General features: G+C 73.3%; 32 protein-coding genes and 2 pseudogenes. 19 read left to right on the top strand and 15 right to left on the bottom strand.

Translation table 11 applies throughout. The features are described 5' to 3' along the window. Positions 1-8: 8 nt before the first annotated feature. A complete protein-coding gene (locus AB1207_RS20905; protein ID WP_367640466.1) occupies positions 9-647 on the bottom strand; it encodes a YceI family protein in 639 nt (212 codons plus the stop codon). 145 nt (positions 648-792) lie between these two features. Here AB1207_RS20905 and AB1207_RS20900 point away from each other — a divergent pair, with 145 nt between their 5' ends. Next, positions 793-1,305, top strand: a complete 513-nt coding sequence (locus AB1207_RS20900) for a GNAT family N-acetyltransferase (protein ID WP_367640464.1) — start codon at positions 793-795, stop codon at positions 1,303-1,305. Positions 1,306-1,309: 4 nt separating this feature from the next. Here the strand turns inward: AB1207_RS20900 and AB1207_RS20895 are convergent, their stop codons facing one another. Next, positions 1,310-1,957 carry a DAK2 domain-containing protein gene (locus AB1207_RS20895; RefSeq protein WP_367640463.1) on the bottom strand — a complete coding sequence of 216 codons (648 nt, stop codon included), beginning with the start codon at positions 1,955-1,957 and terminating at the stop codon, positions 1,310-1,312. A gap of 90 nt (positions 1,958-2,047) precedes the next feature. Between AB1207_RS20895 and AB1207_RS20890 the strand changes: the two genes are divergently transcribed. The 6 genes from AB1207_RS20890 (at position 2,048) to AB1207_RS20865 (ending at position 6,641) form a co-directional block, all read left to right on the top strand. After that, positions 2,048-2,560: a GNAT family N-acetyltransferase gene (locus AB1207_RS20890; protein ID WP_367640462.1), complete on the top strand. Its 513-nt coding sequence runs from the start codon at positions 2,048-2,050 to the stop codon at positions 2,558-2,560. 185 nt (positions 2,561-2,745) lie between these two features. Then, entirely contained in the window at positions 2,746-2,982 is a 237-nt protein-coding gene (locus tag AB1207_RS20885; RefSeq protein ID WP_367640460.1) for a hypothetical protein, read from the top strand. Positions 2,983-3,033: 51 nt separating this feature from the next. Then, positions 3,034-4,839 (top strand): glycoside hydrolase family 15 protein, encoded by a 1,806-nt coding sequence (locus AB1207_RS20880; RefSeq protein ID WP_367640458.1) that lies wholly within the window; start codon positions 3,034-3,036, stop codon positions 4,837-4,839. Then, complete coding sequence (locus tag AB1207_RS20875) at positions 4,836-5,660, top strand: hypothetical protein (RefSeq protein ID WP_367640457.1); 825 nt, start codon at positions 4,836-4,838, stop codon at positions 5,658-5,660. Before AB1207_RS20880 ends, AB1207_RS20875 begins: the two co-directional genes overlap by 4 nt. Before the next feature lie 127 nt (positions 5,661-5,787). Continuing rightward, on the top strand, positions 5,788-6,312 hold the full coding sequence (locus tag AB1207_RS20870; RefSeq protein ID WP_367640456.1) for a nucleotidyltransferase domain-containing protein: 525 nt from the start codon (positions 5,788-5,790) through the stop codon (positions 6,310-6,312). Further along, a complete protein-coding gene (locus tag AB1207_RS20865) occupies positions 6,309-6,641 on the top strand; it encodes a HepT-like ribonuclease domain-containing protein (protein WP_367640454.1) in 333 nt (110 codons plus the stop codon). Before AB1207_RS20870 ends, AB1207_RS20865 begins: the two co-directional genes overlap by 4 nt. Positions 6,642-6,723: 82 nt before the next feature. Here AB1207_RS20865 and AB1207_RS20860 read toward each other — a convergent pair whose 3' ends face one another. The 3 genes from AB1207_RS20860 to AB1207_RS20850 form a co-directional block, all read right to left on the bottom strand. After that, a complete protein-coding gene (locus AB1207_RS20860) occupies positions 6,724-7,068 on the bottom strand; it encodes a hypothetical protein (protein WP_367640453.1) in 345 nt (114 codons plus the stop codon). Between the two features lie 292 nt (positions 7,069-7,360). After that, on the bottom strand, positions 7,361-7,732 hold the full coding sequence (locus tag AB1207_RS20855) for a DUF427 domain-containing protein (protein ID WP_367640452.1): 372 nt from the start codon (positions 7,730-7,732) through the stop codon (positions 7,361-7,363). Continuing rightward, positions 7,729-8,367 (bottom strand): TetR/AcrR family transcriptional regulator, encoded by a 639-nt coding sequence (locus AB1207_RS20850; protein ID WP_367640451.1) that lies wholly within the window; start codon positions 8,365-8,367, stop codon positions 7,729-7,731. The genes AB1207_RS20855 and AB1207_RS20850 overlap by 4 nt, the downstream gene beginning before the upstream one ends. A gap of 57 nt (positions 8,368-8,424) precedes the next feature. Between AB1207_RS20850 and AB1207_RS20845 the strand changes: the two genes are divergently transcribed. The 3 genes from AB1207_RS20845 (at position 8,425) to AB1207_RS20835 (ending at position 11,569) form a co-directional block, all read left to right on the top strand. Beyond that, positions 8,425-9,333 (top strand): DMT family transporter, encoded by a 909-nt coding sequence (locus AB1207_RS20845; protein ID WP_367640449.1) that lies wholly within the window; start codon positions 8,425-8,427, stop codon positions 9,331-9,333. A 29-nt stretch (positions 9,334-9,362) separates the two neighbouring features. Beyond that, the gene (locus AB1207_RS20840) at positions 9,363-10,418 is read left to right on the top strand and encodes a GGDEF domain-containing protein (RefSeq protein ID WP_367640447.1); all 1,056 of its coding nucleotides are present in this window, start codon (positions 9,363-9,365) and stop codon (positions 10,416-10,418) included. Positions 10,419-10,513: 95 nt separating this feature from the next. Next, positions 10,514-11,569, top strand: coding sequence for a GGDEF domain-containing protein (locus tag AB1207_RS20835; protein WP_367640445.1), 1,056 nt, complete (start codon positions 10,514-10,516; stop codon positions 11,567-11,569). 2 nt (positions 11,570-11,571) lie between these two features. Here the strand turns inward: AB1207_RS20835 and AB1207_RS20830 are convergent, their stop codons facing one another. Beyond that, positions 11,572-12,102 (bottom strand): GNAT family N-acetyltransferase, encoded by a 531-nt coding sequence (locus AB1207_RS20830; protein WP_367640444.1) that lies wholly within the window; start codon positions 12,100-12,102, stop codon positions 11,572-11,574. 84 nt (positions 12,103-12,186) lie between these two features. Between AB1207_RS20830 and AB1207_RS20825 the strand changes: the two genes are divergently transcribed. From AB1207_RS20825 to AB1207_RS20815, 3 genes are read left to right on the top strand one after another with little or no spacing between them, the layout of a single operon-like run. Next, positions 12,187-12,582: an ester cyclase gene (locus tag AB1207_RS20825; RefSeq protein ID WP_367640443.1), complete on the top strand. Its 396-nt coding sequence runs from the start codon at positions 12,187-12,189 to the stop codon at positions 12,580-12,582. 50 nt (positions 12,583-12,632) lie between these two features. Further along, on the top strand, positions 12,633-13,052 hold the full coding sequence (locus AB1207_RS20820) for a nuclear transport factor 2 family protein (protein WP_367640441.1): 420 nt from the start codon (positions 12,633-12,635) through the stop codon (positions 13,050-13,052). 32 nt (positions 13,053-13,084) lie between these two features. Further along, a complete protein-coding gene (locus AB1207_RS20815; protein WP_367640440.1) occupies positions 13,085-13,798 on the top strand; it encodes a helix-turn-helix transcriptional regulator in 714 nt (237 codons plus the stop codon). Positions 13,799-13,807: 9 nt separating this feature from the next. Here the strand turns inward: AB1207_RS20815 and AB1207_RS20810 are convergent, their stop codons facing one another. Then, entirely contained in the window at positions 13,808-14,929 is a 1,122-nt protein-coding gene (locus AB1207_RS20810; RefSeq protein ID WP_367640438.1) for an NACHT domain-containing protein, read from the bottom strand. 810 nt (positions 14,930-15,739) lie between these two features. Here AB1207_RS20810 and AB1207_RS20805 point away from each other — a divergent pair. Continuing rightward, the gene (locus AB1207_RS20805; RefSeq protein ID WP_367640436.1) at positions 15,740-16,135 is read left to right on the top strand and encodes a GNAT family N-acetyltransferase; all 396 of its coding nucleotides are present in this window, start codon (positions 15,740-15,742) and stop codon (positions 16,133-16,135) included. A gap of 6 nt (positions 16,136-16,141) precedes the next feature. On the opposite strand, the pseudogene AB1207_RS20800 reads toward AB1207_RS20805, so the two are convergent. The 3 genes and pseudogenes from AB1207_RS20800 to AB1207_RS20790 form a co-directional block, all read right to left on the bottom strand. After that, positions 16,142-16,459 (bottom strand): annotated as a pseudogene (locus AB1207_RS20800) (tyrosine-protein phosphatase); the annotation flags it as partial. A 38-nt stretch (positions 16,460-16,497) separates the two neighbouring features. Next, positions 16,498-16,821 (bottom strand): annotated as a pseudogene (locus tag AB1207_RS20795) (tyrosine-protein phosphatase); the annotation flags it as partial. A 19-nt stretch (positions 16,822-16,840) separates the two neighbouring features. After that, positions 16,841-17,515: a GNAT family N-acetyltransferase gene (locus tag AB1207_RS20790; protein WP_367640435.1), complete on the bottom strand. Its 675-nt coding sequence runs from the start codon at positions 17,513-17,515 to the stop codon at positions 16,841-16,843. A 69-nt stretch (positions 17,516-17,584) separates the two neighbouring features. Here AB1207_RS20790 and AB1207_RS20785 point away from each other — a divergent pair, with 69 nt between their 5' ends. Together AB1207_RS20785 and AB1207_RS20780 are read left to right on the top strand one after the other, a co-directional pair. Further along, positions 17,585-18,022 (top strand): hypothetical protein, encoded by a 438-nt coding sequence (locus AB1207_RS20785; protein WP_367640434.1) that lies wholly within the window; start codon positions 17,585-17,587, stop codon positions 18,020-18,022. Next, the gene (locus AB1207_RS20780; RefSeq protein WP_367640433.1) at positions 18,019-18,693 is read left to right on the top strand and encodes an HAD-IA family hydrolase; all 675 of its coding nucleotides are present in this window, start codon (positions 18,019-18,021) and stop codon (positions 18,691-18,693) included. Before AB1207_RS20785 ends, AB1207_RS20780 begins: the two co-directional genes overlap by 4 nt. Positions 18,694-18,697: 4 nt before the next feature. Here AB1207_RS20780 and AB1207_RS20775 read toward each other — a convergent pair whose 3' ends face one another. Together AB1207_RS20775 and AB1207_RS20770 are read right to left on the bottom strand one after the other, a co-directional pair. After that, positions 18,698-19,183 carry a GNAT family N-acetyltransferase gene (locus AB1207_RS20775; RefSeq protein ID WP_367640432.1) on the bottom strand — a complete coding sequence of 162 codons (486 nt, stop codon included), beginning with the start codon at positions 19,181-19,183 and terminating at the stop codon, positions 18,698-18,700. Between the two features lie 61 nt (positions 19,184-19,244). Next, a complete protein-coding gene (locus tag AB1207_RS20770) occupies positions 19,245-19,880 on the bottom strand; it encodes a TetR/AcrR family transcriptional regulator (RefSeq protein WP_367640430.1) in 636 nt (211 codons plus the stop codon). Between the two features lie 85 nt (positions 19,881-19,965). Here AB1207_RS20770 and AB1207_RS20765 point away from each other — a divergent pair, with 85 nt between their 5' ends. Further along, a complete protein-coding gene (locus AB1207_RS20765) occupies positions 19,966-20,202 on the top strand; it encodes a hypothetical protein (RefSeq protein ID WP_367640429.1) in 237 nt (78 codons plus the stop codon). Here AB1207_RS20765 and AB1207_RS20760 read toward each other — a convergent pair. Next, entirely contained in the window at positions 20,199-20,738 is a 540-nt protein-coding gene (locus AB1207_RS20760) for an SET domain-containing protein (protein ID WP_367640427.1), read from the bottom strand. The two genes, AB1207_RS20765 and AB1207_RS20760, sit on opposite strands and share 4 nt — an antisense overlap. After that, positions 20,735-21,229, bottom strand: coding sequence for a GNAT family N-acetyltransferase (locus tag AB1207_RS20755; protein ID WP_367640426.1), 495 nt, complete (start codon positions 21,227-21,229; stop codon positions 20,735-20,737). The genes AB1207_RS20760 and AB1207_RS20755 overlap by 4 nt, the downstream gene beginning before the upstream one ends. Before the next feature lie 98 nt (positions 21,230-21,327). Here AB1207_RS20755 and AB1207_RS20750 point away from each other — a divergent pair, with 98 nt between their 5' ends. Next, positions 21,328-22,194, top strand: a complete 867-nt coding sequence (locus AB1207_RS20750; RefSeq protein ID WP_367640425.1) for a haloalkane dehalogenase — start codon at positions 21,328-21,330, stop codon at positions 22,192-22,194. A 5-nt stretch (positions 22,195-22,199) separates the two neighbouring features. Here AB1207_RS20750 and AB1207_RS20745 read toward each other — a convergent pair whose 3' ends face one another. After that, positions 22,200-23,690 (bottom strand): MFS transporter, encoded by a 1,491-nt coding sequence (locus AB1207_RS20745; protein WP_367640423.1) that lies wholly within the window; start codon positions 23,688-23,690, stop codon positions 22,200-22,202. 92 nt (positions 23,691-23,782) lie between these two features. Here AB1207_RS20745 and AB1207_RS20740 point away from each other — a divergent pair, with 92 nt between their 5' ends. After that, a complete protein-coding gene (locus AB1207_RS20740) occupies positions 23,783-24,556 on the top strand; it encodes a TetR/AcrR family transcriptional regulator (RefSeq protein ID WP_367640422.1) in 774 nt (257 codons plus the stop codon). Positions 24,557-24,569: the final 13 nt, after the last annotated feature.

Raw genomic sequence — 24,569 nt, 5'->3', positions numbered from 1 at the left:
CGTCGCGGTCAGGCGTTGAGGACGGCCTCGACGTCGAGTTCCAGGTCGACCTTGTCGGCGACGACGAGACCGCCGTTGTCGAGGCGGGCGTCGAACTCGACACCGAAGTCGCGGCGGTTGATCTGGCCCTTGGCCGAGAACCCGGCGCGCGTGCCGCCGTAGGCGTCGGGACCGAAACCGGAGACCTCGACGGTCAGGGTGACGGGACGCGTGACGCCCTTGAGGGTCAGGTCGCCGGTCAGGACGAAGTCGTCGCCGTCGTGGCCGAGGGACGTCGAGCGGAAGGTGGCGGTCGGGTGGGTCTCGACGGCGAAGAAGTCGCCCGTCTTGAGGTGGCCGTCGCGCTGCTCGTTGAACGTCGTGATGGTGGTGACGTCGACCTCGGCGGTCACCGCGGACCGGCCCGGCTCGTCGGTCGTGACGATCTCGCCGGAGACCGAACCGAGGCGGCCGCGGACCTTGCTGACCGCCATGTGGCGGACCGTGAAGGAGATCTCGGAGTGGCTGGCGTCGATCGTCCACGTGCCGGCCTGGTAGCCGGGAACCGCGGGCAGTCCGGTCTGCGCCGGCGCCTCGATCGTGGTGGTGCCGCTGTTCTTGTCCTTGCCGCCGAACCAGCCCATGGTGTCCTCCAGAAGTGTTTGCATCTTCAACTGCCTGGAGACGACGGTACGCCGGTTTCCTTCAAGGTGCAAGCACCTTTGTCGGCGTCCCGACCCGGTCTGCTGCCGCGGCGTCCCCGACGACGAAACCCGCTGGGCACCGCGACGTCCCGTCCGTACCGTCGCCCGGGTGAGCCTGCGCGTCGACGTGTGCACCGAGGACGACCTCGCCGTGCTGCTGGCGGGGGAGACCTCCCGGCACCTGGCCCACCACCACCGCGAGCGGTTCGCCGTGCAAGCTCAGGGGAGCGGCCACTACCTCCTGGCCTGGCGGGACGGCGTGAACGTGGGGCGGGCCTCGCTCACGGCGCAGTCGAAGTACGCACCCGTGCGCGAGCGCTGGCCGGGCTGCGCCGAGGTCAACGCGCTGGCCGCGTTCCCGCAGGGGCAGGGCACCGGGACGGCGCTCCTCCGCCTCGCCGACTCCCTCGCCCGCGCCGACGGGCACCAGCGCATCGGGCTCGCCGTCGATCCCGACGACCCCGGACCCCGGCGCCTGTACGAGCGGCTCGGCTACCGCCTCTGGGACGGCGGCCCGGTCGTCGACGAGTGGGTCGAGCTCCTCGACGACGGCGGGTCGCGGCCGCACGCCGACCCCAGCGACTACCTGTCGAAACCGCTGCGGGAGAACACCGCCGCGTGAGGCGTCAGACGACCGTCCCCCGCTCGAAGAACCACGTCACGGCGAGCGCCCCCGGATCGACGGTGCCGTCGACGACGGTGTGCCGGGTGCCGTCGGCGGCCGCGCGGTAGGCGGCGTTGAGGGCGGCGACGGCCGGGACGTCGGCGACGTCCGCCCCCGCGAGGGCGTCGACGGCGGGGGCCATCGCGTCGACGAGGGAACCCGCGCCCGGGGCCGGACCGCCGGCGCGCTGCACGGCCGCCAGTCCCGCCCGGGCCCCGTCCGCGAGGTCCCGGGTGCCGACGACGCGGCCGCACGACCGGGCGAACTCGGCGAACCAGGGGGCCAGGAGCGCCGGCAGGCCGGGCGTCGCACCGAACCCCACGGCGATGGCGGCGAAGACGTCGCCGGCGAGTTCCGGGGTCCGTTCGCGCAGCACCGCGTCGGCCGCGGCCGCACCGTCCTCGAGTTCCGGGCCGACGCCGTGCAGCTCCTCGGCGCGGGTGCGGATCTGGTGCTCGAAACCCCTCCACCACAACAGGACCCGGCGGACGTCCAGGTCGGCCGCGCGTGTTCCGGCGACGGGTTCGACCCGGTGGCCGTCGTGGCGCAGTTCCAGTTCGTCCAGGGGCGACACCGCGCCCGTCGTCATCGTGGCCACGCGTCGCTTCACGGCCCACCGCCTCGTCGTCGAGGATCCGATCGTCTGTCGCGGTGAGCCTGTCACGCAGGGCGGCCCACCGCCAGACGTAGGCTGCCGGGCGTGACCGTGCAGGTGCGCAGGCCCGTGGAGCCCGAGTGGGAGCGCTGGCGCGACCTGCGGCTGCGGATGCTGGCCGACACCCCCGAGGCGTACGCCGAGACGCTCGAGACGGCCCGCACGCTCGACGAGGCGGAGTGGCGGTTCCGGGTGCGACGCACCTGGCTGCCGGGCAGCTTCACGGTGGTCGGCGTCGAGGAGGCGGGCGGTTCGGCGGACCGGTGGGTCGGCACGATGGGCGCCTACACCGACCCGGTCGAGGGCGTCTTCCTCGTCTCCGTCTTCGTCGACCCCGCCCACCGCGGCGGAGGGCTGGCGGACCGGCTGCTCACCGAGGTCCTCGCCTGGGCGCGGACCGCCCCGGGCGCGTCGGGCATGAAGCTGCACGTGCACGAGCGCAACGTGCGGGCCCAGGCGTTCTACCGTCGCCGGGGGTTCGTCGAGAACGGGCTGCGGGTCCCGTACGTGCTGGACCCGACGGAGGAGGAGCTCGAGATGGAGCTGGTCTTCGCCTGACCCTCTGCGAACGTTCCCGGTGTCGGCCCGACCCGGGCGCCCGGGAGTCGCTCAAATGCTCTAGAAGATTACGGAGAGTAGCTTCTAGACTACCCATCTGCGCCTCAAGCGTGCTGGAATGCGGACCGATGCCTGGAGTGTCGGTGACGCACCGTCTCGACGCACGAACGAGAGGGAGCACCACCGTGACCAAGCACCGCACGTTCGCCGCCGTCCTCGTCTCGGGCGCGCTGCTCCTGGGTGGGGCGGCCTCCGCCTCGGCCGCCTCGGCCGCCGTGAAGGCCCCCGTCAAGACCTCCGCCAAGCCCGCCGTCGCCGTCACCGTGAAGACCCCGGCCGTCAAGGTCACGATCACCGCCGGTCACCTGCGCTCCGTCTCCACCGGCCACCTGCGCTCGGTCACCGAGGGCCACTTGCGCTGACACGCGGGCGATCTGGTCACGCAGACCCTCCGCACGGGGGAAGATGGCGACGTGGCCAAGATCGAGGACTACGCGCTCATCGGTGACCTCCACACCGCGGCGCTCGTCGACCGCACGGGGTCCATCGACTGGCTGTGCTTCCCCCGCTTCGACTCACCCGCGTGCTTCGCGGCCCTGCTCGACACCCCGGACGCCGGACGCTGGCGGCTCGGCCCGAGCGGGGGCGCCCGCAGCACCCGCCGTCGCTACCGGGGCTCCTCGCTGGTCCTGGAGACCGAGTGGGACACCCCCGACGGCACCGTCCGCGTCACCGACTTCATGCCGCCGCGCGGCAACCACCCCGACGTGATCCGCGTCGTCGAGGGCCTCGAGGGCGAGGTCCGCATGACCTCCGAGCTGACCCTGCGCTTCGACTACGGCTCGATCGTGCCGTGGGTGCGCCGCCGCGGTGATGAGCTGGAGGCCGTCGCCGGCCCGGACTCGGTGTGGTTCTGGACCACCGCCCCGGTCGAGGGCCGCGACCTCAGCTCCGTGTCCGACTTCGTCGTCCGCGAGGGCGAGCGCGTCCCCTTCGTCCTGACGTGGGGCCGCAGCCACGAGAAGGCCCCGCACCGGCCCGACCCCTTCCACGCCCTCGAGGACACCCTGGAGTTCTGGCGCGACTGGAACCGCGCCGAGACGGTCGAAGGGCACTGGGAGGAGGCCGTCACCCGGTCCCTCGTCGTCCTCAAGGCCATGACGTACGCGCCCACGGGCGGGATAGTGGCCGCCGTCACGACGTCCCTGCCGGAGGAGCTCGGCGGCACCCGGAACTGGGACTACCGGTACTGCTGGCTGCGCGACGCCACCTACACGCTCCAGGCCATGCTGCTCTCGGGCCACCTCGAGGAGGCCGGCGCCTGGCGGGAGTGGCTGCTGCGCACGGTCGCGGGCGACCCGGGTGACCTGCAGATCATGTACGCCCTCGACGGCACCCGACGGCTGCCGGAGATGGAGCTGTCGTGGCTGAAGGGGTACGAGGGGTCCTCGCCGGTGCGCATCGGCAACGAGGCCGCCGGGCAGCTGCAGCTCGACGTCTGGGGCGAGGTCCTCGACAGCCTCTTCCTCGCCCGCCAGGCCGGGCTGGAGAAGGAGGACGACTCCTGGAACCTGCAGAAGGCGCTCATGCACCACCTCGAGGCGCGCTGGCAGGAACCGGACAACGGCCTGTGGGAGATGCGCGGGGACCGCCGCCACTTCACCCACTCCAAGGTCATGGCCTGGGTCGCGGCCGACCGCATGGTGCGCAGCGTCGAGGAGTTCGGGCTGCCCGGCCCGGTCCAGCGCTGGCGCCGGGTGCGCGAGGAGATCCGCGCCGACGTCCTGGCCAACGGCGTCTCGCCGACGACGGGGACCTTCACGCAGAGCTACGGCTCGGACAACCTCGACGCGAGCCTGCTGCTCATCCCGCGCGTCGGGTTCCTGCCCTTCGACGACCCCCGGGTCGTCGCGACCGTCGAGGCGATCCAACGGGACCTCACGCAGGACGGGTTCGTCCTGCGCTACCGCACGGAGGAGTCCTCCGACGGGCTGCCGGGGTCCGAGGGCGTCTTCCTCGCGTGCTCGTTCTGGATGGTCGACGCCCTGCACGGCATCGGACGCAGCGACGAGGCGCGCGCGCTGTTCGAGCGGCTGCTGTCGCTGCGCAACGACGTGGGCCTGCTCGCCGAGGAGTACGACCCCGTCTCGCGTCGTCAGCTCGGGAACTTCCCGCAGGCGTTCAGCCACTTCCCGCTCGTCGTCGCCGCTCACCACCTCACCAGCGGCGGGGGCGAGCGCAGCGACGACGCCGACGGTCACGAGGTCCAGGAGGGGTGAGCGGGAGGCTCCCCCGGCTGGACCCGGCGAGCGCCGGGTTCGTGGAGGACTTCCGCTCCGGTGCAGCGCATCCGGACCGGTGGGTCGACCACTACCTGCCGCAGTGGACGACCGCGGAGCGCTCGCGCGCCCGCTGGGACGTCGGCCCGTCCGGGCTGCGGCTGCGGATCGACGCCGACCAGCCGGACTGGCGGCCCGAGGACGCGCCCCTGCGGGTGTCGAACCTGCAGACGGCGACGTTCGGCGGCCCCGTCGGCTCCACCCGCGGGACCCACCGGCACCGCCCGGACGGCCTCGTGGTCCGGACCCCGGTGCCGCAGCGGATCCTGTGGGCGCCCCGGTCGGGGCAGGTGGACGTCACCGTCACCGCGAGCCTCGACCCCGGCTGCATGCTCGCGGTCTGGCTCGTCGGCACCGAGCACCTCGACGAGCGCGACTGCGGTGAGATCTGCCTCGCCGAGGTCGACGCGGACGCCGTCACCACCGACGCCACGACCGCCCGGGTCGGGATCAAGGCCCACCACGACCCGCGGCTGCGCACCGAGATGACCGAGGTGACCGTCCCCGTCGGGGCGGGGCGGCCGCACACGTGGTCGGCACGCTGGGACGCCCGCGGGGTCGTCGTGGCGTGCGACGAGGAGGTGGTCTTCACCTCGGCGCAGGTGCTGGACCAGCCCCTGCAGCTCATGGTCGACCTCTTCGAGACCGCGCCGCCGAGCGCCGCCGGCGACTACCCGAAGACCGCGCTCGTGCACGCCGTCACGGGAACTGGTGTCCCGCCGCAGGACAGCGGCGCCCACTCCGGGTCCGGACATCGCTGACCCCCGGGGGAACCGTCGCCGGCTCACTCCGTAGTGGGGCCGGCTGCAGGGCCATGGAGGTCGCGGCCAGGCCGGTCCCAGTGCGTTCGCGCCAGGCATGCTCATCGACGATCCGCTATGTTGAGGCGTGCCCATCGTCGAGTCCGCCCAGGTGCTGCTGAAGGAAGCGCGCGCTCGTGCGGGGCTGACCCAGACGCAGCTGGGTCAGCGCGCTGGAGTGACCCAGAGCGTCATCAGCGCCTACGAGTCCGGGCAGCGCCAACCCTCCGTGCCCGTCCTGCTGCACCTGCTGCGCGCCAGCGGTCACCTGCTCGAGGCCTCACTGGTCGCCGCCGACTCCCCGTTGAACGCCCCGCTGTCCGGGCCCCTGGGTCGGCGTCTGCGACGGAACCGACGCAAGGTCACGGCGATTGCCGCCGCTCACGGCGTGCACCACGTGCGGGTCTTCGGCAGCACCGCCCGAGGTACCGAACGTCCCGATTCCGACGTCGACCTGCTCGTGGACGTCCCGGCCGGGACGGGGCTGTTCGCGCTGGGCCGCCTGCGCCGTGAACTCGAACACCTCCTCGGCGTCCCCGTCGACCTGGTCCCCGACGACGGGCTCAAACCCGGCGTGAGGGCGAACGTGGAAGCGGACCTGGTGCTCCTGTGAGCCGGCCCGCCCGCCAGCGCCTGCTGGACGTCCTGGCGGCTCTGGACGCCATCGAGGCCCACACCCGCCGCGGCGACCTGTCCGACGGCCTCGTCTTCGACGCGGTCCGAGTGCGGCTGATCGAGATCGGGGAGGCGGTCAAGGCCGTCCCCGAGGAGGTGCTGGCCCAGGAGCCGGACCTGCCCTGGTCGGAGATCGCCCGCATGCGCGACCTCCTCGCCCACCGCTACTTCGACACCACCCACTCCATCGTGACCGCCACCGTCACCCAGGACCTGCCCGAGCTCCGGCGCGCCGCCGAACGTCTCCTGGAGGACGCCGGCGAATGACGTCGGAACGCACGCTCGTCGCGCCCGACCGGGGCCATCGCTCGAGGCGCCCTGCGGGGCGACGTACCGGTCACCCGCGAGATCACGCCTTCGGTCGAGGACTGATCCCGATGTCGTCGATGACGTTCGCGGACGAGACCCACGACCGACGCGCCGGTCGGGCTTGCACGATCACCCGCTGCACCCCGTCCTCCGGTACGTCGAAGGACAGCCGCGCCGTCACCGCGCACCCGCCCCGTGTCCCCGTCTGACGCACCTCCACCAGGTGCTCACCGACAGCGGTGGGCAGGCGGATCGGGCGGTGGACGATCACGTTGTGCAACCCCACGTGCTGACCGTCGAGGAAGTCGTCCAAGCCGCCCCCGCGCATCGAGGTGGTCCCCGTGCGCCAACGCGTCAGGCCGGTCTTGACCATCAGCATGGGCACCTGATCAGGATGCGCCTCGCCCGGTGGGAGACAGGCGACGTCCACGGTCGCGCGGTGTGTGACGTCCTGACACCCGTAGGGACGCGATGGGTGTCGGAACGCAACGCAACAGCTCGTGCTGTGCGTTCTCGACGTCACCTGCGGCGACCACTGGGTCACCTCGACGACGAACGCTTCTCCGCGCGGCCCCGCCGCCCGCCCGGTCCTCAGGGCGGACCATGGCGCCGGGTGACCCCAGCGCTCGCCGGTGTCCTGAGGCGTCACACGTCACCGGAACCCCGCCGGGCACACCTCACCCGACGGTGACGGACACCCGGTCGGGGTAGAAGGCGACGTGGCCGGCGATCCGCCCGACCGCGGGCGAGGCGTCCGGGTACCCCCACACGCTGTCGGCCAGGTCCGTGCCGTTCGCGGTCAGCGACCAGTACGACGCCTCGCCCTTGTAGGGGCACCAGGTGCGGGTGTCGCTGGGCTGCAGCGCGTCCGGGTCGACGTCGGCGAGGGGGACGTACTGCACCGACGGGTAGTCGGCCTCCTGCAGCGTCAGGGCCGACGTCGTGCGGGCCACGACGGTGTCGCCGACGCGGACGACGACCTCCCCGTCGGTCGGCGTGACGGTGATCGGGTGGTCCGGGCCGGGTTCCAGGTGCTCGCGGGTGCTCATGCCGGGGACAACCGCTGCGGCGGGTCGGACCTTCCGGCCAGCAGCGCCGCCGCGGCGTCCCGGCCGGCGGCGATCGCGTCCGGGTCGCCGCCCGCGGTGCGCAGCACCAGAGCCCCCTCGTAGACGAGGTGCACGCGACCGCCCAGCTCCGCCTCGCCCGTCAGGTCGTCGAACAGGGCCCGCATCCACGCCTTCTCGGACCGGACCACCGCGACGGCCGGGTGGTCCTGCGCGCCCGGCCCACCACCGAGTTCGGCGTAGGCGTTGACGAAGGCGCAGCCCCGGTGCTGCGTGCCCATCCACGTCTCCAGGGCCGTGAACACCGTCAGCACCGGGTGCCGCCCGCCCTCGGTCAGCCGGGCGGCGAGGTGCTCGCGCCAGCGGTGCGCCCGGCGCAGCAGGTACAGCGCGACGAGGGCGTCCTTGGAGCCGAACCGGTCGTAGAGCGTCTTCTTCGTCGTCCCGGCGGTGTCGGCGATCAGGTCGACGCCGACGGCCCGGACGCCGCGGTCGTAGAAGAGCTGGGAGGCCGCCGTGAGCAGCCGGTCGCCCGCCTCGGTCAGTGCGGGCAGGGGCGCGAGCACCGGGCGCAGGGCCGACGGCGTCACGTCGTCGAGAACGGTGGGGACGGGCACGGGACCTCCTCGTGGGTGCACTGCGAGTATACCGACCGGTGTGGTTACCTGCCCGCCGTGTCCACCTCCTCGCACTCCGGGGTCCTCCGCGGAGCCGCCCTGGTCGTCGTCTGGAGCTCGGGGTTCCTCAGCGCCGAGCTCGGCGCCGCGCACGCGGCCCCCGGCACGCTCCTGGCCTGGCGCTGCCTGGTGACCGCCGTCGTCCTCGCCCCGTGGCTGCCCGTGGCCTGCCGGCTGCTGGACCGCCGCGACTGGGTGCGGCAGGCCGTCGTGGGGGTGCTGTGCCAGGCGCTGTACCTCACCGGCGTCGTGCACGCGGCCGCCGCGGGCGTCCCCGCCGGCACGTCCGCACTCGTGGCCTCCCTGCAGCCGGCGCTCGTCCTCGTCGCCGCGGCGCTCGCGGCCGGACGGCGGCTGACGAGGACCCAGGCCGGCGGTCTCTTGCTGGGCACGGCGGGCGTCGCGCTGACGGCCGTGGCCGACCTCGGGTCCGGCACCGCGCTCGTCGCGATGGCCCTTCCGTTCGGCGCGATGCTCGCCCTGACCGCCGGGACGCTGCTGCAGGAGCGGTGGTCCCGGCCCCCGGGCAGCAGCGTCCCCCTCATGCCCGGCCTGGCCGTGCAGGCGCTCGTCACCGCGGGCTTCGCGGTGGGGTCCGCGGCTCCCGCCGGCCACCTGGTGCCGCCGGTGGCGCCCGGGTTCTGGGTCGCCGTCGGGTGGGGTGTGGTCGCCGGGATCAGCAGCTACGCCCTCTACTACGTCGTCACCGCGCGCGACGGCGCGGACCGGGCCAGCACGCTCCTCTACCTGACGCCGGCGGTGACGACCCTGTGGGCCGTCCCGACCCTGGGCCGGACGCCGCCGGCCCTCACGCTGCTCGGGCTCGTCGTCAGCGGTGCCGCGGTCGCGTTGTTGCAGCACTCCCACCGTTGCTCCGAGCGGGTTCGTGTGGCGTCCAGCGGTTGAGCCCGCGCCGGAGGTGCCGATGAGGAGGTGTGGAGGGAACCCGACGGGCCGACGGCGAGAGCCGCGTGGCCCGTCGACGTCGCCTGCTCGACTCCTTCAGCGCCCGCAACCCGCGGTCCGCCCGCACCTGGGCCGTCGTGGCCCTCATGGTGACGATCCTGACCAACGTCGCCACGGGTGCGGTGAACGCCCGCGGGGTCCCGGTGCCGGAGCTGTGCGGCGCCGGCGTCCTGGCCGCGCTGTCCGTCGTGCTGCTGCGCAGACCGCCCGACCGCGTGGGCCCGCTGATCGTCCTGGCGCCCCTGGTGGGGGTCCTCACCGTGGTCTGGTTGGACCTCGTCACTCGGGACGCGACCCTCACCGGCCAGGTGTTCTTCATCGTGCCGGTGGTGTGGGCCGCCGCCCAGTTGCGCGTCGGCGGCGTCGCGCTGGTGACGGCCGCGACGACGGCGGGGGAGGCCGTCGTCGTGTGGACGCTGCTGGAACCGCAGCAGGCCGTCACCGACTTCGCCTACATGACGGTCCTGTTCCTGCTCATCAGCGGCGTGCTCACCCGGGCCCAGGCCGTGCAGGAGCGCCTCGTGGAACGGTTGCGGCAGCAGGCGAGCATCGACCCGCTGACGGGTCTGTGGACCCGGCGGGTGCTGGACACGGCGACCGCGCGGGCCGTGGAGCACCGGGTCGCCGAGGCCTCCCTCGTGCTCATCGACCTCGACCGGTTCAAGACCATCAACGACACCTACGGGCACCTCGGCGGTGACGCCGCCCTGACCCACGTCGCCTCCCTGCTGACCGGGCGTTGCCGCGAGGCGGACCTCGTGGCGCGCATGGGCGGGGACGAGCTGGCCGTCCTCATGCTCGACTGCCCGCGCGACACCGCGGCCCGCCGCGCCCAGCAGTTCGTCGACGCGGTGCGGACCACCCCGCTGCAGCTGCCGGACGGTGCCCTCGTCCCGCTGTCCATCAGCGCCGGTCTCGCGACGTTGTCGCCGACCGCCACGCGCGCCGAAGACCTCTACGCCAGCGCGGACGCCGCCCTCTACGTCGCGAAGCGGGCCGGCCGCGGCCGGTTGTCGGCGGCCTGATCCGACGTGCCCGAGCGTTCGCCTGCACAGCTGCACGCGTTGCCCCGATGATGGTCGAGGGTCCGCCGTCGGGGTGGACGGACGGGGAGGGTCCGGTGGCTGCACCGCGGGCCGCGGGGTGGGTGGCCGACCTGGCCTGGCCTCCGGGCGTCGCCCTCGTCATCGCCGCGCTGGGCCTGTTCGCCCGGTGGGCCGGCCTCGACGTCCACCTCGTCCCCGCCGTGGTCGGCGGTTTCCTGCTCGGCGTCCAGGGCGCGCCGCGGATGCGCGTCCACACCGACAACCGGGGTGCGACCTCGTGGGGGCCGTGGCCGCTGGTCGTCTCCTGCGTCCTCATCGGGACGGTCCTCACCTCCCTCGGCCTCGGCGTCGTCGTCCCCGGGGCTTGCGCCACGGCCGGCGTCTACGGGGTCCTCACGGTGCCGACGACCCGGCGGTTGCTGGAGACCATTGCGTGCATCGTGGGCTGCTCCGGCCTCGCCTTCGGGGTGCAGGCGCTCGGCTGGGTCGGCGGCATCGTGGGAGTACTGCCGGGTCTGCTCATCGGGACCGCCCTGCTCTGCTTCTTCTTCCCCGTCCTCAACAACGTCGTGGAGTTCTCCCGGCGCGCGCAGGCGACCGCGGACGCGCTCGAAGCAGAACGACGTGAGCACGTCGAGGTGCTGGAGCGCGCGGCCGCCCACGACACGCTCACGGGACTGCTCGGCCGCCGCGGCCTGGAAGAACCCCTCGCCCGGGCGGCGGCCGCCGCCACCCCGGCCGCGATGACGGCCGTCCTCTACCTCGACCTCGACGGTTTCAAGGCGGTCAACGACACCCACGGCCACGGCGCGGGCGACGAACTCCTGACGGTCGTCGCGTCGCGGTTGTCCCGCGGACGGCGGGCGGGCGACGTCGTCGCCCGCACCGGCGGCGACGAGTTCGTCATCGTCCTCACCGGGCTGACCGACGCTTCGCAGGCGACCGCGGTGGCCGCCGGGTTGCGACGAGACCTCGAGCAGGACGTCGTCCTCGGCGACGGCACGGTCGTGTCCGTCGGGGCCAGCACCGGTGTCGCGGTCGCCTCGCACCCCTGCGACCCCGACGAGCTGCTGTCCGAGGCGGATGAGGCGATGTACGCGGAGAAGCGGCGCACGACCCGCAGCGCCTGACGTCACCCCTGGCGCAGGCCGACCGCGTCGAGGTCCCAGAACACCCGGTCGTAGACGAGGGTCCCCGTCATCCAGCCCTCCCAGTCGTCCAGCAGGACGACCTGGAAGGCCGCGGGCGGGATGCGCAGCGAGGGACGGCGGAACCCCAGCTCGCCGGCTGCGCGGAAACCCCTGCCCGCGTAGTAGGCGGGGTCTCCCTCGAGGAACAACGCCGGCCAGCCGCGCCTGGCGGCTGCCTCCCGCGCCGCGGCGACGAGGGCCGTCCCGACGCCCCGGCGCTGGAACTCCGGCAGGACACCCAGCGGCGACAGCACTCCCACGTCGACGAGCCGCGGCGGGGCGTCGAGCAGGTTCCGGCCGGTCATCACGTGCCCGACGACGGCCCCGTCGACCTCCGCGACGAGCGACTCCGGCCGCCCCGGCCGCAACCCCTCGACGACGGCCGCGACCGTCCCGCCCTCCGGCCCGAACGCGGCGCGGTGCACGGCGGCCACGGCGGCGTGGTCACGGGGTTCCTCGGGTCGGACGATCACGGGGACATCCCAGTGCCGGACGCCGCCGCGGCGCAAGCGAGTTCTCCCCGCGCCCCCACCCGGGCCCCGTGTGACCATGCCCCGGTGGGTCCTTCGCGCGCTGATCTCCTCGACGTCTACGAGCGGTACCTCGCGTGCTGCAACGACCGCCGCCACGGCGAGCTCGGCGAGTTCGTCGCCGCCGACGTGACGGGCTCCGGCCCCGTCGACGGTCTCGCCGCCTACGTCGAGGGCGTCGCGGCCATCACCACCGGGTTCCCCGACTACCGCTGGGAACCGCAGCAGGTCCTCGTCGACGGGGACGCCGTCGCGGTCCGGTTGCGGGGCCGCGGGACGCACCGCGGGACGTTCGCCGGGATCCCCGCCACGGGACGGGCGGTCGACGTGCAGGAACTCGTCGTCTACCGGTTCCGGGACGGGCGGATCGTCGAGTGCTGGGGCGACCTGTTCCCCGTGCTGCGGGACGCCCTCGCGGACTGATCCGCGAACTCCGACACACCGTTGTCGGGGACGGCGCGAAGACTGCTGGCATGACCTTGAACAACGGGAACACCGGGAACACCGGGAACACCACGACCGACCTCACGGCCCGGCAGGCCCTCGACCAGTGGCTCACGATGTGGAACGGCGACCGCGACCTCGCGCTCAGCCTCTGCGCCGACGACTTCCGCATCCACTTCGCCGTGACCGAACCCGACGGGTCCACCCCCGCCGACGACATCCGTTCCGCCGAGGACTTCGCCCGCTACCTGCAGTGGTGGCACGGACAGCACCCCGGCGTCGTCTTCACGTCCGTCGCCGACGCGATCGACGGCGACCACGGCCGGCTGCTGTGGGACATGCAGGCCGGTGACCTGCTCGTGGGTGGAGTGGACGTGTTCGACTTCGCCGCGGACGGGCGCGTCCGCCGGGTCTGGTCCGTCGGCGGGCAGCGCAGCATGCGGAGCTGAGGTGCGACGGGGGGCCCTGGCAGGCTGGGCGGGTGAAACGCGCCGAACGGCAGTACGCGCTCGTGGACCTGCTGCGGGGAGCGCGGCGTCCGGTGTCCGTGGCGCGGCTCGCCCGGGAGTTCGGGGTCTCGACGCGGACCGTCGAACGTGACGTCGCCTCCCTCCAGGTGGCCTGGGTCCCCCTCTACGCCGACCACGGGGCCGCGGGCGGGTACTCGATCCTGCGGGAGTACTCGCTGCCGCCCCTGAACCTCACCGCGGCCGAGTCCCTGGCGGTGCTCGCCGGTCTGGGCCTGCTCGACTCCTCGCCGTACCAGAGCGCCGCCCGCCGGGCCCGCGCCAAGATCGAGGCCGTCCTGCCGGACGAGCACCGCGCGTCCGTCCAGCAGGTCCTCGGCTCGGTACGGGTCATCGACACCTCCGCCGCGGCGGACCCCGACGTCCCGCTGGCGCTGCTGTCCGATGTCATCGCCGCCCGCCGCGTCGTCCGGATCGCCTACGCCGGAGGCGAGGAGGGCGGCAGCGCCTCTCCCGTGGAGACGGTGCGCGACGTCGAGTGCACGGGTCTCCTGCGCGGCGGCGACGCCTGGTTGCTCGTCGGCTGGTGCCGCCTGCGCCAGGGGATCCGGGGTTTCCGCATCGAGGCGATCCGGCGGCTGGACGTCCTCGACGAGGTCGCGCCGCCGCGCGATCCCGCGTTGCTGGAGGCGGACCAGGCGAGGTGGGCGACGCGGTCGCTCGGCTGAGGTCTGGAACTACCTGCGCGTCAGTCGCAGGGTGATGGTCACGGTGCCGTCGGCCACGGACTCGCCGGCCCAGCTGACCGGGGTGGAGAACGTGAGTTCCTCCTCCGCCGCGCGTTCGACGTAGACCGACCAGCCGTCCCACGGGACGAACATCCCCCACCCGTCGCGCAACGGCGGGCGTCCGCCGGGGTCGACCAGATCGCCCTCCGTGCGGTCGACGAGCAGCGAGGCGGCCCGGCCGGTCACGCGACGAGACGGGGACAGCACTCGGCACTCGACGCGGTGCCCGCCGTCGGGGAACGCGCCGGCCGCGATCGCGCTCAGGTCGATGGCGAAGACGCCCTCGCGGATCCGCTCCAGGTGGTCGGTGGTGCGGGGGCGAGCGGTGCGCCCACTGCCGAGGTGCCCGACGACGCGGGCCGGTTCGCGACCGTCGTGCACCTGTGTCGCGACGGTGAGGTCGACGGTGAACGCATCTGCCGCATGGGGTTCCGGAGGCGCCGGCTCCCACCGGTTGAGCCGGTCTCGTCGGCGGTGGGCGAGGTAGGCGTCGAGGTCGTCGAACCAGCCCGGTCGACCCCGGTCCCTGCGGTTCCCCTCCGCGGCCAGGACCGCTCGGAGTTCCTGACGGCGACGCTGGTCCGCGGGTGCGACCAGGAGTTCCGGACGGGTCCGCCGCAACGTCAGGACCTCTGCGGCGGTGAGGGCGGCGGTGATGACGGTCCCGCCGTCGTCGAACTCCGCGAGCGGCCGCTCGTCGTCGTCGAGAACCCGGGTGCCGAGGCTGGCCGTCGCGTAGGTGCGAGCCGCCGCCCAGAGCTCGTCGTCGCGGGCGTCCACCCACACCGCCCCGGGCCACCGGCCCGTCCGTGTGGGGGCCGGTAGTTCGCGCAGGTCCTGCTCGGCCCACCGCTGCTGGTCGTGCAGGTCGATGGGCAGCAGCGTGCCGTCCCGTTCGCTCCAGCGGTCGGAGGCCATGTCCAACACCAGACTGCCGGTGACCGGCCGCAGGACGTCCAAGGTCGTGACGACCGCTCGCGCTCGATCGACGGGATCCGGCCACCGCGGGTCCACGCGTCGCAGGGCCACGACGTGGACGGTGCGTCCGGGCAGGTCCGTGGAGGACAGCATGCTGCGATCCTGCCCGACCAGTCGAGGTGACGTCAGTGCTCCGGGGTCAGGGGCGGCGTCGTCGCGGAGGCGGGCCGAGTGGTCACCGGGCCCTCGGGTGGGGCGGGTTCCACCGCGCGGACGAGGTCGCCACGGAGGAGGCGCCCCAGGACCGTCACGGCCGCCTCCTCCGGCGAGCCCGCTGGGTCGATGAGGTGGCGGTCGTCGAGACGCGATCGCACGAACTGTCCGTGCATGAACCGGGTTCCGGGTTCGTCGCGGTCGTGGGCCCTCCTGCGCGGCCACGTTCCGCACGCAACGGTCCGCACTGGGCAGGAGCACCGCGTAGTGCACCGCCTCCAGCCCGGTCGCCTCGAGGAAGGTCGGGAGGAACCATGGCCCCAGGACTCCGTCGAAGACCGCCTCGTACCCACCCTCGACGAACCGCCCGGCCGCCGCCCAGGAGGCCCGGACCACCGTGCGGTTCTGATCCTGCGCCTCGGGACGCCACGGCTCCCGGGCGCCTTGGTCCAAGAAGCGGAAGAAGGCGTCGCCGCGCAGCAGGACGCTCGGTGACAGACGTGCGGACACCAGGGTGCTGACGGTCGTCTTGGCGGCTCCGGGTGGTCCAGCGATGACGAGCAGACGGGACATGCCGTCCTCTCTACCTACCCAGCGCACAGTTGATCAACGGAGTTCCGGCGACGTCGCTGCCGACGGCAACCGGCATGCTGGGAGGGTGCCCCACGCAGACGTCCCCTCGTCGTCGAGCCCGGTGTCGGCCTCGCCGCCCAGCGCGAAGCCGCCGGTGTCTGGGCGCGCGCTGTCGCTGTGCGGGACCACCTGCCCGCGGTCCCGGCGCTCGCGGAGAAGCTCGTCGGCGTTCAGCAGTCGCTGGGCGAGGCGGGTGCGTCGTTGCTCGTGGCCCGGCGCGGACCGACGGTCGAGGGTTTCTGCGTGCTGGTCCCGCAGGGGCCTGTTCTCGAGGTCCGCTACCTGGCCACCGATCCCACGGCGTGGGGGGCCGGGGTGGGGCGGGCGTTGTTGGAGAGCGTACTAACCCGCGCGCGGACGGAGGCATTCGAGCGGTGTGAGCTGTGGGTCATCGCCGACAACGCGCGGGCGGTCGCCCTCTACGAGCGGTTGGGTTGGACGGCGACCGAGCGGGTCGAGGAGCGCGGCTCGGCCGGGCGACCGGAACGCCTGTTCATGCACCGGTTCGCGTGACCGTCCTCACGGCTGCAGTCGAGCCTGGAGCGTGGTCACGTCCTCCTCCGCCAGGCCCAACCACCGCAGGTACCCGCGCGTCGACCCGTGCTCCGTGGTGACGTGCTCGAGCATCTGCCGGATGTGGACTCCGTCCGGAACCCGGTGTTCCGACCTGGCCGGCACCTGCACGTAGTCCTCGACGATGAGGTCCCGGGACACTCCGGCCAGGTCGAGCAGGAGCGCGACCACCATGCCGGTCCGGTCCCGTCCCGCACGGCACGAGACCAGGACCGTGCCTGCCGGAGTCGAGGCCAGGGCGCGGAAGATCGCTGAGATGTTCTTCGCGTTGCGTTGCGCTGCAGGCTGCTGGCGTAGACCGCGCCCAGACCCGCGAACCTCGTGACGTCCACGCGGGACTCGGCGACGGGGTCGATCAGCGGGAGTGACTGGTACCCGGCCGCGGCCGCCAGCGGGTGCGGGTGGGTCAGGACTTCGTGCTCGGACCGCAGGTCGACGACGGCGGTGAGGCCGAACGACGTGACGGCCGCGCGGTCAGCGGGGAGGAGGCGAGCCGGCGTGTCGGCGCGGAGGAGGCTGCGGTACCGCGTCCGAAGGCCGCCGGGGAGGGGGAGGCCGCCCAGGTCCGCCGAGTTGGGGAACCCCGGCAGCAGGCCTCGGGCGCGGACGGTTGCGACGGGGTCCACGCCGCTGAACCTACCGTCGTCAGATCTCCCCGTCCGTGCGGCTCGGGGCGCCGAGGAACCGGCGTGCGTCGTCGCTCAGGCCGCTGAGGGTCACTCCCTGCGGCGCGACCCAGTCGCGGCGGTGCAGCACCAGGTCGGCCTGTTCGTGTCGCTGTCCACGCCAAACCCGCACGGTGGTGCCGTTGGGCCGGTAACCGAGGGCGCGAGAAACCCCCAACGACGGTCCGTTGTGGCTCCAGGCCGCAGACTCGGCGCGGTCCGCGCCGAGGTCGAACGCGAGGGTGAGCACCGCCTCCCGCATCGCCCGGCCGTAGCCGCGACCCTGGTGCTCCCGGGCGAGCCATGAACCGGTGGACACGGTGCGGGTCACCGCGAAGTCTTTCGCCCCGACCTCCTGCACGCCGACGCAACGGTCGTCCACCACGGCGGCGAGCACCAGGTTCCACCGCGTGGGTGACCAGTCGGCCGACGCGGCCCAGACGTAGCGCAGGAAGGACCGCTGCGCTTCGAGCGGTTCTCCTCCCTCCCACCCCGCCACCGGGGACCGCGGCAGGTACTGGTTCTGCGGGTCGTAGACGCCGTCGGCAGCCAGAGCTGCGAGTTCGGACAGCCGTTGCTCGTCGGGCACCACGAGCTGCACGACCGGCCCGGTCACCTTGAGGCCGCGCACCGGCCACACGTCGTCGAGGAGCACCCGACCATCGTGCCGGAGACCCGTCCGCTCGGTGCCCATCCGGAGTCCGCGCTGCCAGGATGGTCGACCGTGACGTGGACGAAGGGTCCGTGGTCGTGGGTGCTGGCGGGGATCTGGCTGGTGTTCTCGGTCGTCGCGCTCGCGATCCTGGTCGACGACCACACCCCTGGTGGGGTGATCATCGGTGGGGTCGTCCTGGCGGGGAGCCTGTACGGGGCGGCCCGGGCGCTGGCCAGCCACGTCCGCCTCGGGCAGACGGAACTGGTCTACGTCGGCTACGCCCGCACCCACCGGGTGCCCTGGACGGACGTGGCGGCCGTCGAGCTGGCGGCGCTGGACTCGGCCAGCTCCCTCGACACCGTGAGCCTGGCGCTCCGTCGGATGGACGGCACCGAGATCGTGATGTCGGCGGTCGCCGGGTTCGCGTTCTCGGGGGACAACCGGAGGGTGGAACGGCTGTGCCGCGAGTGCGAGCAGCGGGTACGGGAGGCAGGGGGGTCATCGTGAACCGTCGTCCAGGGACCGAACCGCCGGAACGCCTCGTGCTGTTCGACGTCGACGGGGTCCTCGTCGACTCCCACCGCGCGTACCGGCGGGTGTGGGACCGGTGGGCTCGGCTGCACGGCCTGGACGCCGACGTGGTGTGGGCGGCCACGCACGCTCGTCGTCCCGTGGAGACCGTCGCCGAGGTCGCCCCGGAGCTCGACCCCGGGGATGAGTACCTGCGGCTCAAGAGCCTCGTCCGCGAACTCGGTGGCGTGTTCCCCGTGTTCCCCGACGCGGCTCCGGTGCTGGCCGCGCTGCCGCCGGGTTCGTGGGGGATCGTCACGTCCGGTGAGGCGTCGACGGTCCGGGCCCGTCTGCGCGCAGGTGGCCTGCCGGTTCCCGAGATCCTCGTCGACGGCCACGCCGTCCGCCGGGGGAAACCCGACCCGGAGGGGTACCTGGCAGCCGCGAGTGCCGCGGGAGTTCCTGCTCACCGGTGCCTGGTCGTCGAGGACGCCCCCGCGGGGGTGCAGGCCGCTCGCCGTGCGGGCATGCACGTCGTCGCGGTGACCACCTCGCACACGCCGGAGCAGCTCGCCGCTGCGGACGTGGTCGTGCCCGGTCTGTCGGACGTCGAGCCCCACCTGCGGGCCTGGCGGGAACACGGTCGGCCACCCCGCCCGGTCGAGTGACTCGTCACAGGCGCAGGGCGAACCGCGTCTGCATCGGCTCGAACCCGAACCGCCGGAAGAAAGCGTGCGCTTCGGCGTTGAAGGTCCAGCTGTCCAGCAGCAGGCCGTCGAGGCCCGCGTCCCGGGCGTGCCCCACCACGGCCCGCAGGAGGGACGATCCCACCCCGCACCGGCGGGCGGTGGGGGCGACGGCGAGGTGGTGGACGTGGAGGGTGTGCTGCTCGGTGGTGAAGGGGTTGGCGTCCCGGTGCGCCTCGACCGCGTAGAGGTAGCCGATCGGTTCCTCGGCGATTTCGGCGATCCAGGCGAGGTCCGGACCACCCGCCAGGGCGGTGTCGAAGAACGCCTGCACCGCAGAGTGGCTCACGGGGGAGAACTGGTCGGGGTGCGCGTCCGCGTGCAGTCGCTGCACGTGGGCGTTGAGGTCAGCCAACGCCGGGGCGTCGTCCGGGGTGGCGCGGCGCAGAGCGATCGTCGCAGGAAGGAGCACTCTCGAGATCCTGACGGTCAGGGAGTTCCGTCCGCCATTCGATTCCGGGTGTCGCCCGACGTCACTCGTCGGTGGGCGCCACCAGGGCGAGGTGATGGTGCAACACCTCGCGAGCGTCGGCGGAGGAGGCACCGTACAGCGCCACCTGACCCCCGAGGCCGGTGGCGAGCGCGAACAGGCCTCGGGCGGCGAGCTCGGGGTCGACGGACGCCGCGACGCGTCCGGCGGCGACTCCCTCCGCGATCACCGACGTGGCCAGGGCCACGATGTCCGCGTCGCCGTCGGTGAGCACTGCCGCGACGCGTGCATCTTGTCGCGCACGGACGGCGAAGGCCGTTCCGATGCGGATGGCGTTCTGCGTGTCCCGGTCCGGGGCGAGCAGTTGGTCGAGCACGGCGACGAGGACGTCCCGCTCGCTCACGTCGTCCTCTGCACTGCCCTCCTCGCTGGGTGTCTGCTGGCCGGCGGAGAGTTGCTCGTGCACGTGCCGCTCCATGGCCGCGTAGGAGCGTCGCAAGGTGTCGAGCAGCATGTCGTCCTTGGTGGCGAAGTAGTGCTGGACCTGCCCCATGGAAACTCCTGCCTCGGTGGCGGCCGCGCGCAAGGAGACGCTCTCGAGGCCTCCTCGGGCGATCAGACGTCCGACGGCGTCGGTGATGGTCGCCTTCTGCGTCCCCGGCTCGGTGTGACGCGGCATGGACAGCACAGTAGCAATGCGATCGCATTGACAACTCGTCCGCTGGGGGTTCCACTGCTCGTGTGCCGATGCGAGGGAGGACGTCGTGGGAACCAGGAGCGGGAGCAAGCAGCACGACGCGTGGCAAGGGCTCGCGGCTCTCGTGGGCGTGACGCTGGGGGTGGTGCCCCTGGTCCTCCTCGGAGTGGGGCGTGGCCCGGGGCTGTGGCAGCGGTTGTCCCTCACCGCGACGGGGAGCGGTGCCGTGGTGGCGCCTCTGATCGCGTTCGTCGTGGCCGCCGCGGTCATCGCCGGCCTCGAGGTCGCCAAGCGCCGGAACTAGTGCCGTCGGGCTGGTCGCGTCCCGATGCGTTCCCGCAGCACCGGGACCCAGTGCGGTCCGTAGGCCGCCTGCAGGTGCGGCAGTCGCCAGTCGGACCCCGTCACCCGACCGCGGCAGGACTCCGACCCGCACGAGCAATCCATCGCGAACTCCGGGTCGTCGGTGATCGTGGCGTAGTCGAGGGTCAGTTCCTCCCCGGCGTCGAGGTCGCGGCGGGCCGCGACGAGGCAGGGGTCGACCCACCAGGTGTTCGGGTCGCACCCGTGGTTCCCGGCGTGCTGGGGCGCGCCGGCCGGTAGGACGAGGTTCTCGTCGGTGAGCAGGGACAGGGTGTCGACGTAGGTCCCCGTGGCCGCGGCCTCGGTGAGGAGGTCGCGCAGTTCCGCGTCCGTGACGAGCCGACCCCCGAAACGGCTGATGACCTCACCGCGGGCGATCGGAGCCTCGGCGAAGAGGCCCTCGCCGTCGATACCGGACCGGCCCACGCGCACGAGGGGGTTCAGCCAGCAGTCGGGGCCGGGCAGGTCCGTCGTCACGGGCGGACCCACCGCAGTTCCCGGACTCCGTCCTCGGTCCTCGCGTGCCCGTCGGGGGCGAACCCGTGCTTGCGGTAGAACACCTGGGCCCGGGGGTTCGGGTCGGCGACCCAGAGCGCTGCGGGAGCGGTCGGGTCGACGACGGCGTCCAGCAGTTCCGCCGCAGCGCCCGAACCGTGGTGGTCTGGGTCGACGTACAGGACGTGCAGCTGCACCTGCCACCACGCCTCCGGGTCCGGAGGAGGACCCGCCATGGCGATGCCCACGACGGTGCCGCCGACCTCGGCGACGGCGACCGCATTGCGGGCCCACCGCTCGTCGGTGAGGGCCCCGTGCCAGAAGCGTTCCCGGGACGCGAGGAGTCCGGGATCGTCCAGCACCCCGTCCGGCACCGTCCCCCGGTAGGTCTGCCGCCAACCGTCGACGTGCACCCGCGCCATCTGCGAGGCGTCGGTGGGCCGGGCGTGGCGAACGCTGGTCCCGGCCTGCACCCGTCGAGCGTAGGAGTGCACGGTCGCGGGCTTCAACGGAGTTCCTGGCAGTCCTCAGAGGGCTGTGCGGGGACGCCCCGTCGCGGGAGGCTGGTGGGGTGCAGCCGTCCAACGTCGACGTCCTCGGTCACCGCATGGCCTACCGCCGGGTGGGAAGCGGCCGCGACGTCCTGTTCCTCCACGGCAACCCCACGTCGTCGCTGCTGTGGGCCGACGTCGTGGCCGACCTGTCCGACGCGTACCGCTGCACAGCCGTCGACCTCATCGGGATGGGAGATTCGGACCGGCTGCCCGGGACCGGGGACGCGCGGTACGGGTTTGCTGAGCACGCCCGGTACCTCGACGCCGCCGTGCAGGCGCTCGGCCTGGACCGGGACGTCGTGCTCGTCGGCCACGACTGGGGCGGTGTGCTGGCCGCGGACTGGGCCCGCCGGCACCCCGGCGCCGCCCGCGCCCTGGCGCACCTGGAGGCGGGCGTCGTCCCCGTGTCGTGGCGGGAGGGGACCGGGCCGGACCCGGAGTTGTTCGGGGCGCTGCGGGGCCCGGACGGGGAGCGGATGGTGCTGCAGGAGAACGTCTTCGTGGAGGTCGTCCTGCAGGCGGGGACGCAGCGGATGCTGACGCCGGCGGAGCTCGAGGCCCACCGCCGTCCCTTCGCCGAGCCGGGGGAGGGACGGCGGGCGATGCTCACGTGGGCCCGGCAGATCCCGATCGACGGTGACCCGCCCGAGGTCCACGACCGCGTGGCGGCGGGGGCCGGGTTCCTGGCGGGGAGCTCCCTGCCGAAGCTGCTGGTCCGGGGCGATCCCGGGGCCGTCGTCATCGGCGCCGTGCTGGAGGCGTGTCGCCGGTGGCCGCGGCAGCGGGAGGTCGTCGTGCCGGGCAGGCACTTCCTCCCGCACGACTCCTCCCCGGCGATCGCCGCCGCCCTCCGGGCCTGGCTGGAGGAGGAGGTCAGCGTGTGACGTCCTCAGGCGGGGGAACCGACCGGCTCCGCCGCAGCGGGTTCCTCGGTGCTGCGGGAGTTCGTCAAGGACGAGGCGCCCAGGCCGGCGACGACCCCGACGACCACGGCCAGGACGGTGAAGGCGATGCGCTCGCCGTGGAAGAACGACTGGACGAGCTCGGCGCTCCAGGTTCCCGCCGGAAGGGTGGCCGTGACGAGGGCCGCGATGAGGGTTCCGACGACCGCGGTGCCCACGCTGGTGCCGACCTCCTGGGCGGTGTCGTTCAGCGACGCGGCGAGCGAGGTGCGGTTCTCCGGGGCGGCGCTGACGAGGGCGACGGCGCAGATCGTCATGACCGTCCGCAGGCCGACGGTCAGCACGACCATGCAGGCGGCGATGACGGGGTAGCCGTGGTCCACCCCGACGGCGAGCCCGGCCAGGGCCGCGGCCAGCAGGCCGGCCCCGATGAGGCACGCGTTCCGGTGCCCGAACCGGTGGGCGAGCTTCTCGGAGACCGGTGTCGCGACGATCATCGTGAGGATCAGCGGGAGGTTGGCCAGTCCGGCGCGCACCGGGCTCCAGCCGTAGGCGTACTGGAAGTGCAGGATCAGGCTGAACATCACCGCGGCCATGGCGATCGAGGTGCCGACCTGGGCGACAGCCGCGCCGCGGACGGTCCCGTTGCGGAACAGGGCGAGGTCCAGCATCGGCTGGGCGGCGGTCCGCTCGCGCCGGACGAACGCGAGGAGCGCGACGACCGCGCCCAGCGCCGAACCGATCGTGACCAGGGACGTCCAGCCGTGTTCGATGCCGCTGGTGAGGGCGTAGCAGGCGAAGCCGATGGTGGCGATGGACAGCGCTGCACCGGGCAGGTCCAGGGCGTCGCCGGTCAGGTCCTCGCGGCGGTCTGCGGGGACGCCGAACCGCACGCCGATGACGGCCACGAGGGCGATCGGGGCGTTGACGAGGAGCAGCCACTGCCAGCCGACGTGGGCCAGGGCGGTGCCGCCGAGCAGCGGGCCGAGCACGAAACCGCTCATGCCGACGACGATCATCACCGTCATCGCGCGCATGCGGAGCGCCTCCTCCTCGAAGAGGCGGAACACCAGGGAGTTGGTGATCGGCGCCATGGCCGCGGCGGCGACGCCGAGGGCGGCGCGCAGGGCGATGAGCTCGCCGGCCGTGGTGACCGCCGCGGCGAGCAGGCTCACCGCGCCGAACACCGTCAGCCCGAGGATCAGGACGCGCCTCCGGCCGAAGCGGTCGGCGGCCGAGCCGGCGGTCAGCAGCAGGCCGCCGAAGGTCAGGGAGTAGGCGCCGGTGACCCACTGCAGCGCGGTGGTCCCGCTGCCGAGGTCCCGGCCGATGGTCGGCAGCGCGATGGTCAGCAGGGTGTTGTCGACCATCTCGACGAAGAAGGCCAGGCACAGCGCGAGCAGTGGGATCCAGGCGGCGCGCAGGGAGGTGTAGGTGGACGCCGTGGTCGGCGTCGAGGGTCCAGGGGTGGTGTTCACGGCGTCTCTCCTCTCGGTGGTGTGCCGTCCGTTATCGAACGACGTTCGGTACTATAGAACGACGTTCGGTCTGGTGTCGAGGGTGTGGTGGGATGAGCGGCATGGCAGACGCGCGGACACCTCCCCGACGGCGACCCGGCGACGTGGGCCGCGGCCGCTCGGGCGGTCCCGGCGGCAGGCCCACCGGAGCGCGGGCGGAGGGCGCGGTCCGGCGGCGCGCCTCGCACTCGCTGGAGTCCGTCGTCAGCGAGGCCGTCGCCCTGCTCGACGAGGCGGGTGAGTCCGCGCTGACCTTCCGCGCGCTGGCGGCCCGCCTCGGCGGCGGGGTCGGCAGCATCTACTGGTACGTCTCGGGCAAGGACGAGCTCGTCGACCTCGCCGGCGACCACGTCATCGCCTCGGTGCTCGCGGCCACCGAGGGCCGGACCCACGCCGAGGACCCCCTCGACGACGTGCGGGCCCTCGCGGTGGCCTTCTTCGACGCCGTCGTCGTCCGCCCCTGGCTGGGGGCGCGGTTCCTGGGCAACACCGAGCAGCAGCCGAACGGCATGCTCCTGTACGAACGCCTCGGCCAGCAGGTGATGCGCCTGGGGCTACCGCCGCGGCAGAGCTTCGAGGCCGTCTCTGCCGTGCTCGGCTTCGTCGTCGGGACGGCCGCCGACCTCGGCCGCCAGCCCACCCCCGACGGTCCCGAACGGGACAGCGGGCTCGAGGAGCACGTCGAGCACTGGCGGGCCCTGGACGAGGAGCAGTTCCCCTTCGTCCACTTCGTCCTCGACGAGTTCGCCACCCACGACGACGGCGAGCAGTTCCGCGCCGGGCTGGACCTCCTCCTGTCCGGGTTGCGGCTGCAGGCCCGCGGCTGAGGAACGACCTCGG

This window comes from Kineococcus endophyticus, assembly GCF_040796495.1.
Taxonomy (GTDB): Bacteria; Actinomycetota; Actinomycetes; order Actinomycetales; family Kineococcaceae; genus Kineococcus; species Kineococcus endophyticus.
This window is presented reverse-complemented; position numbering and strand designations above follow the sequence as displayed.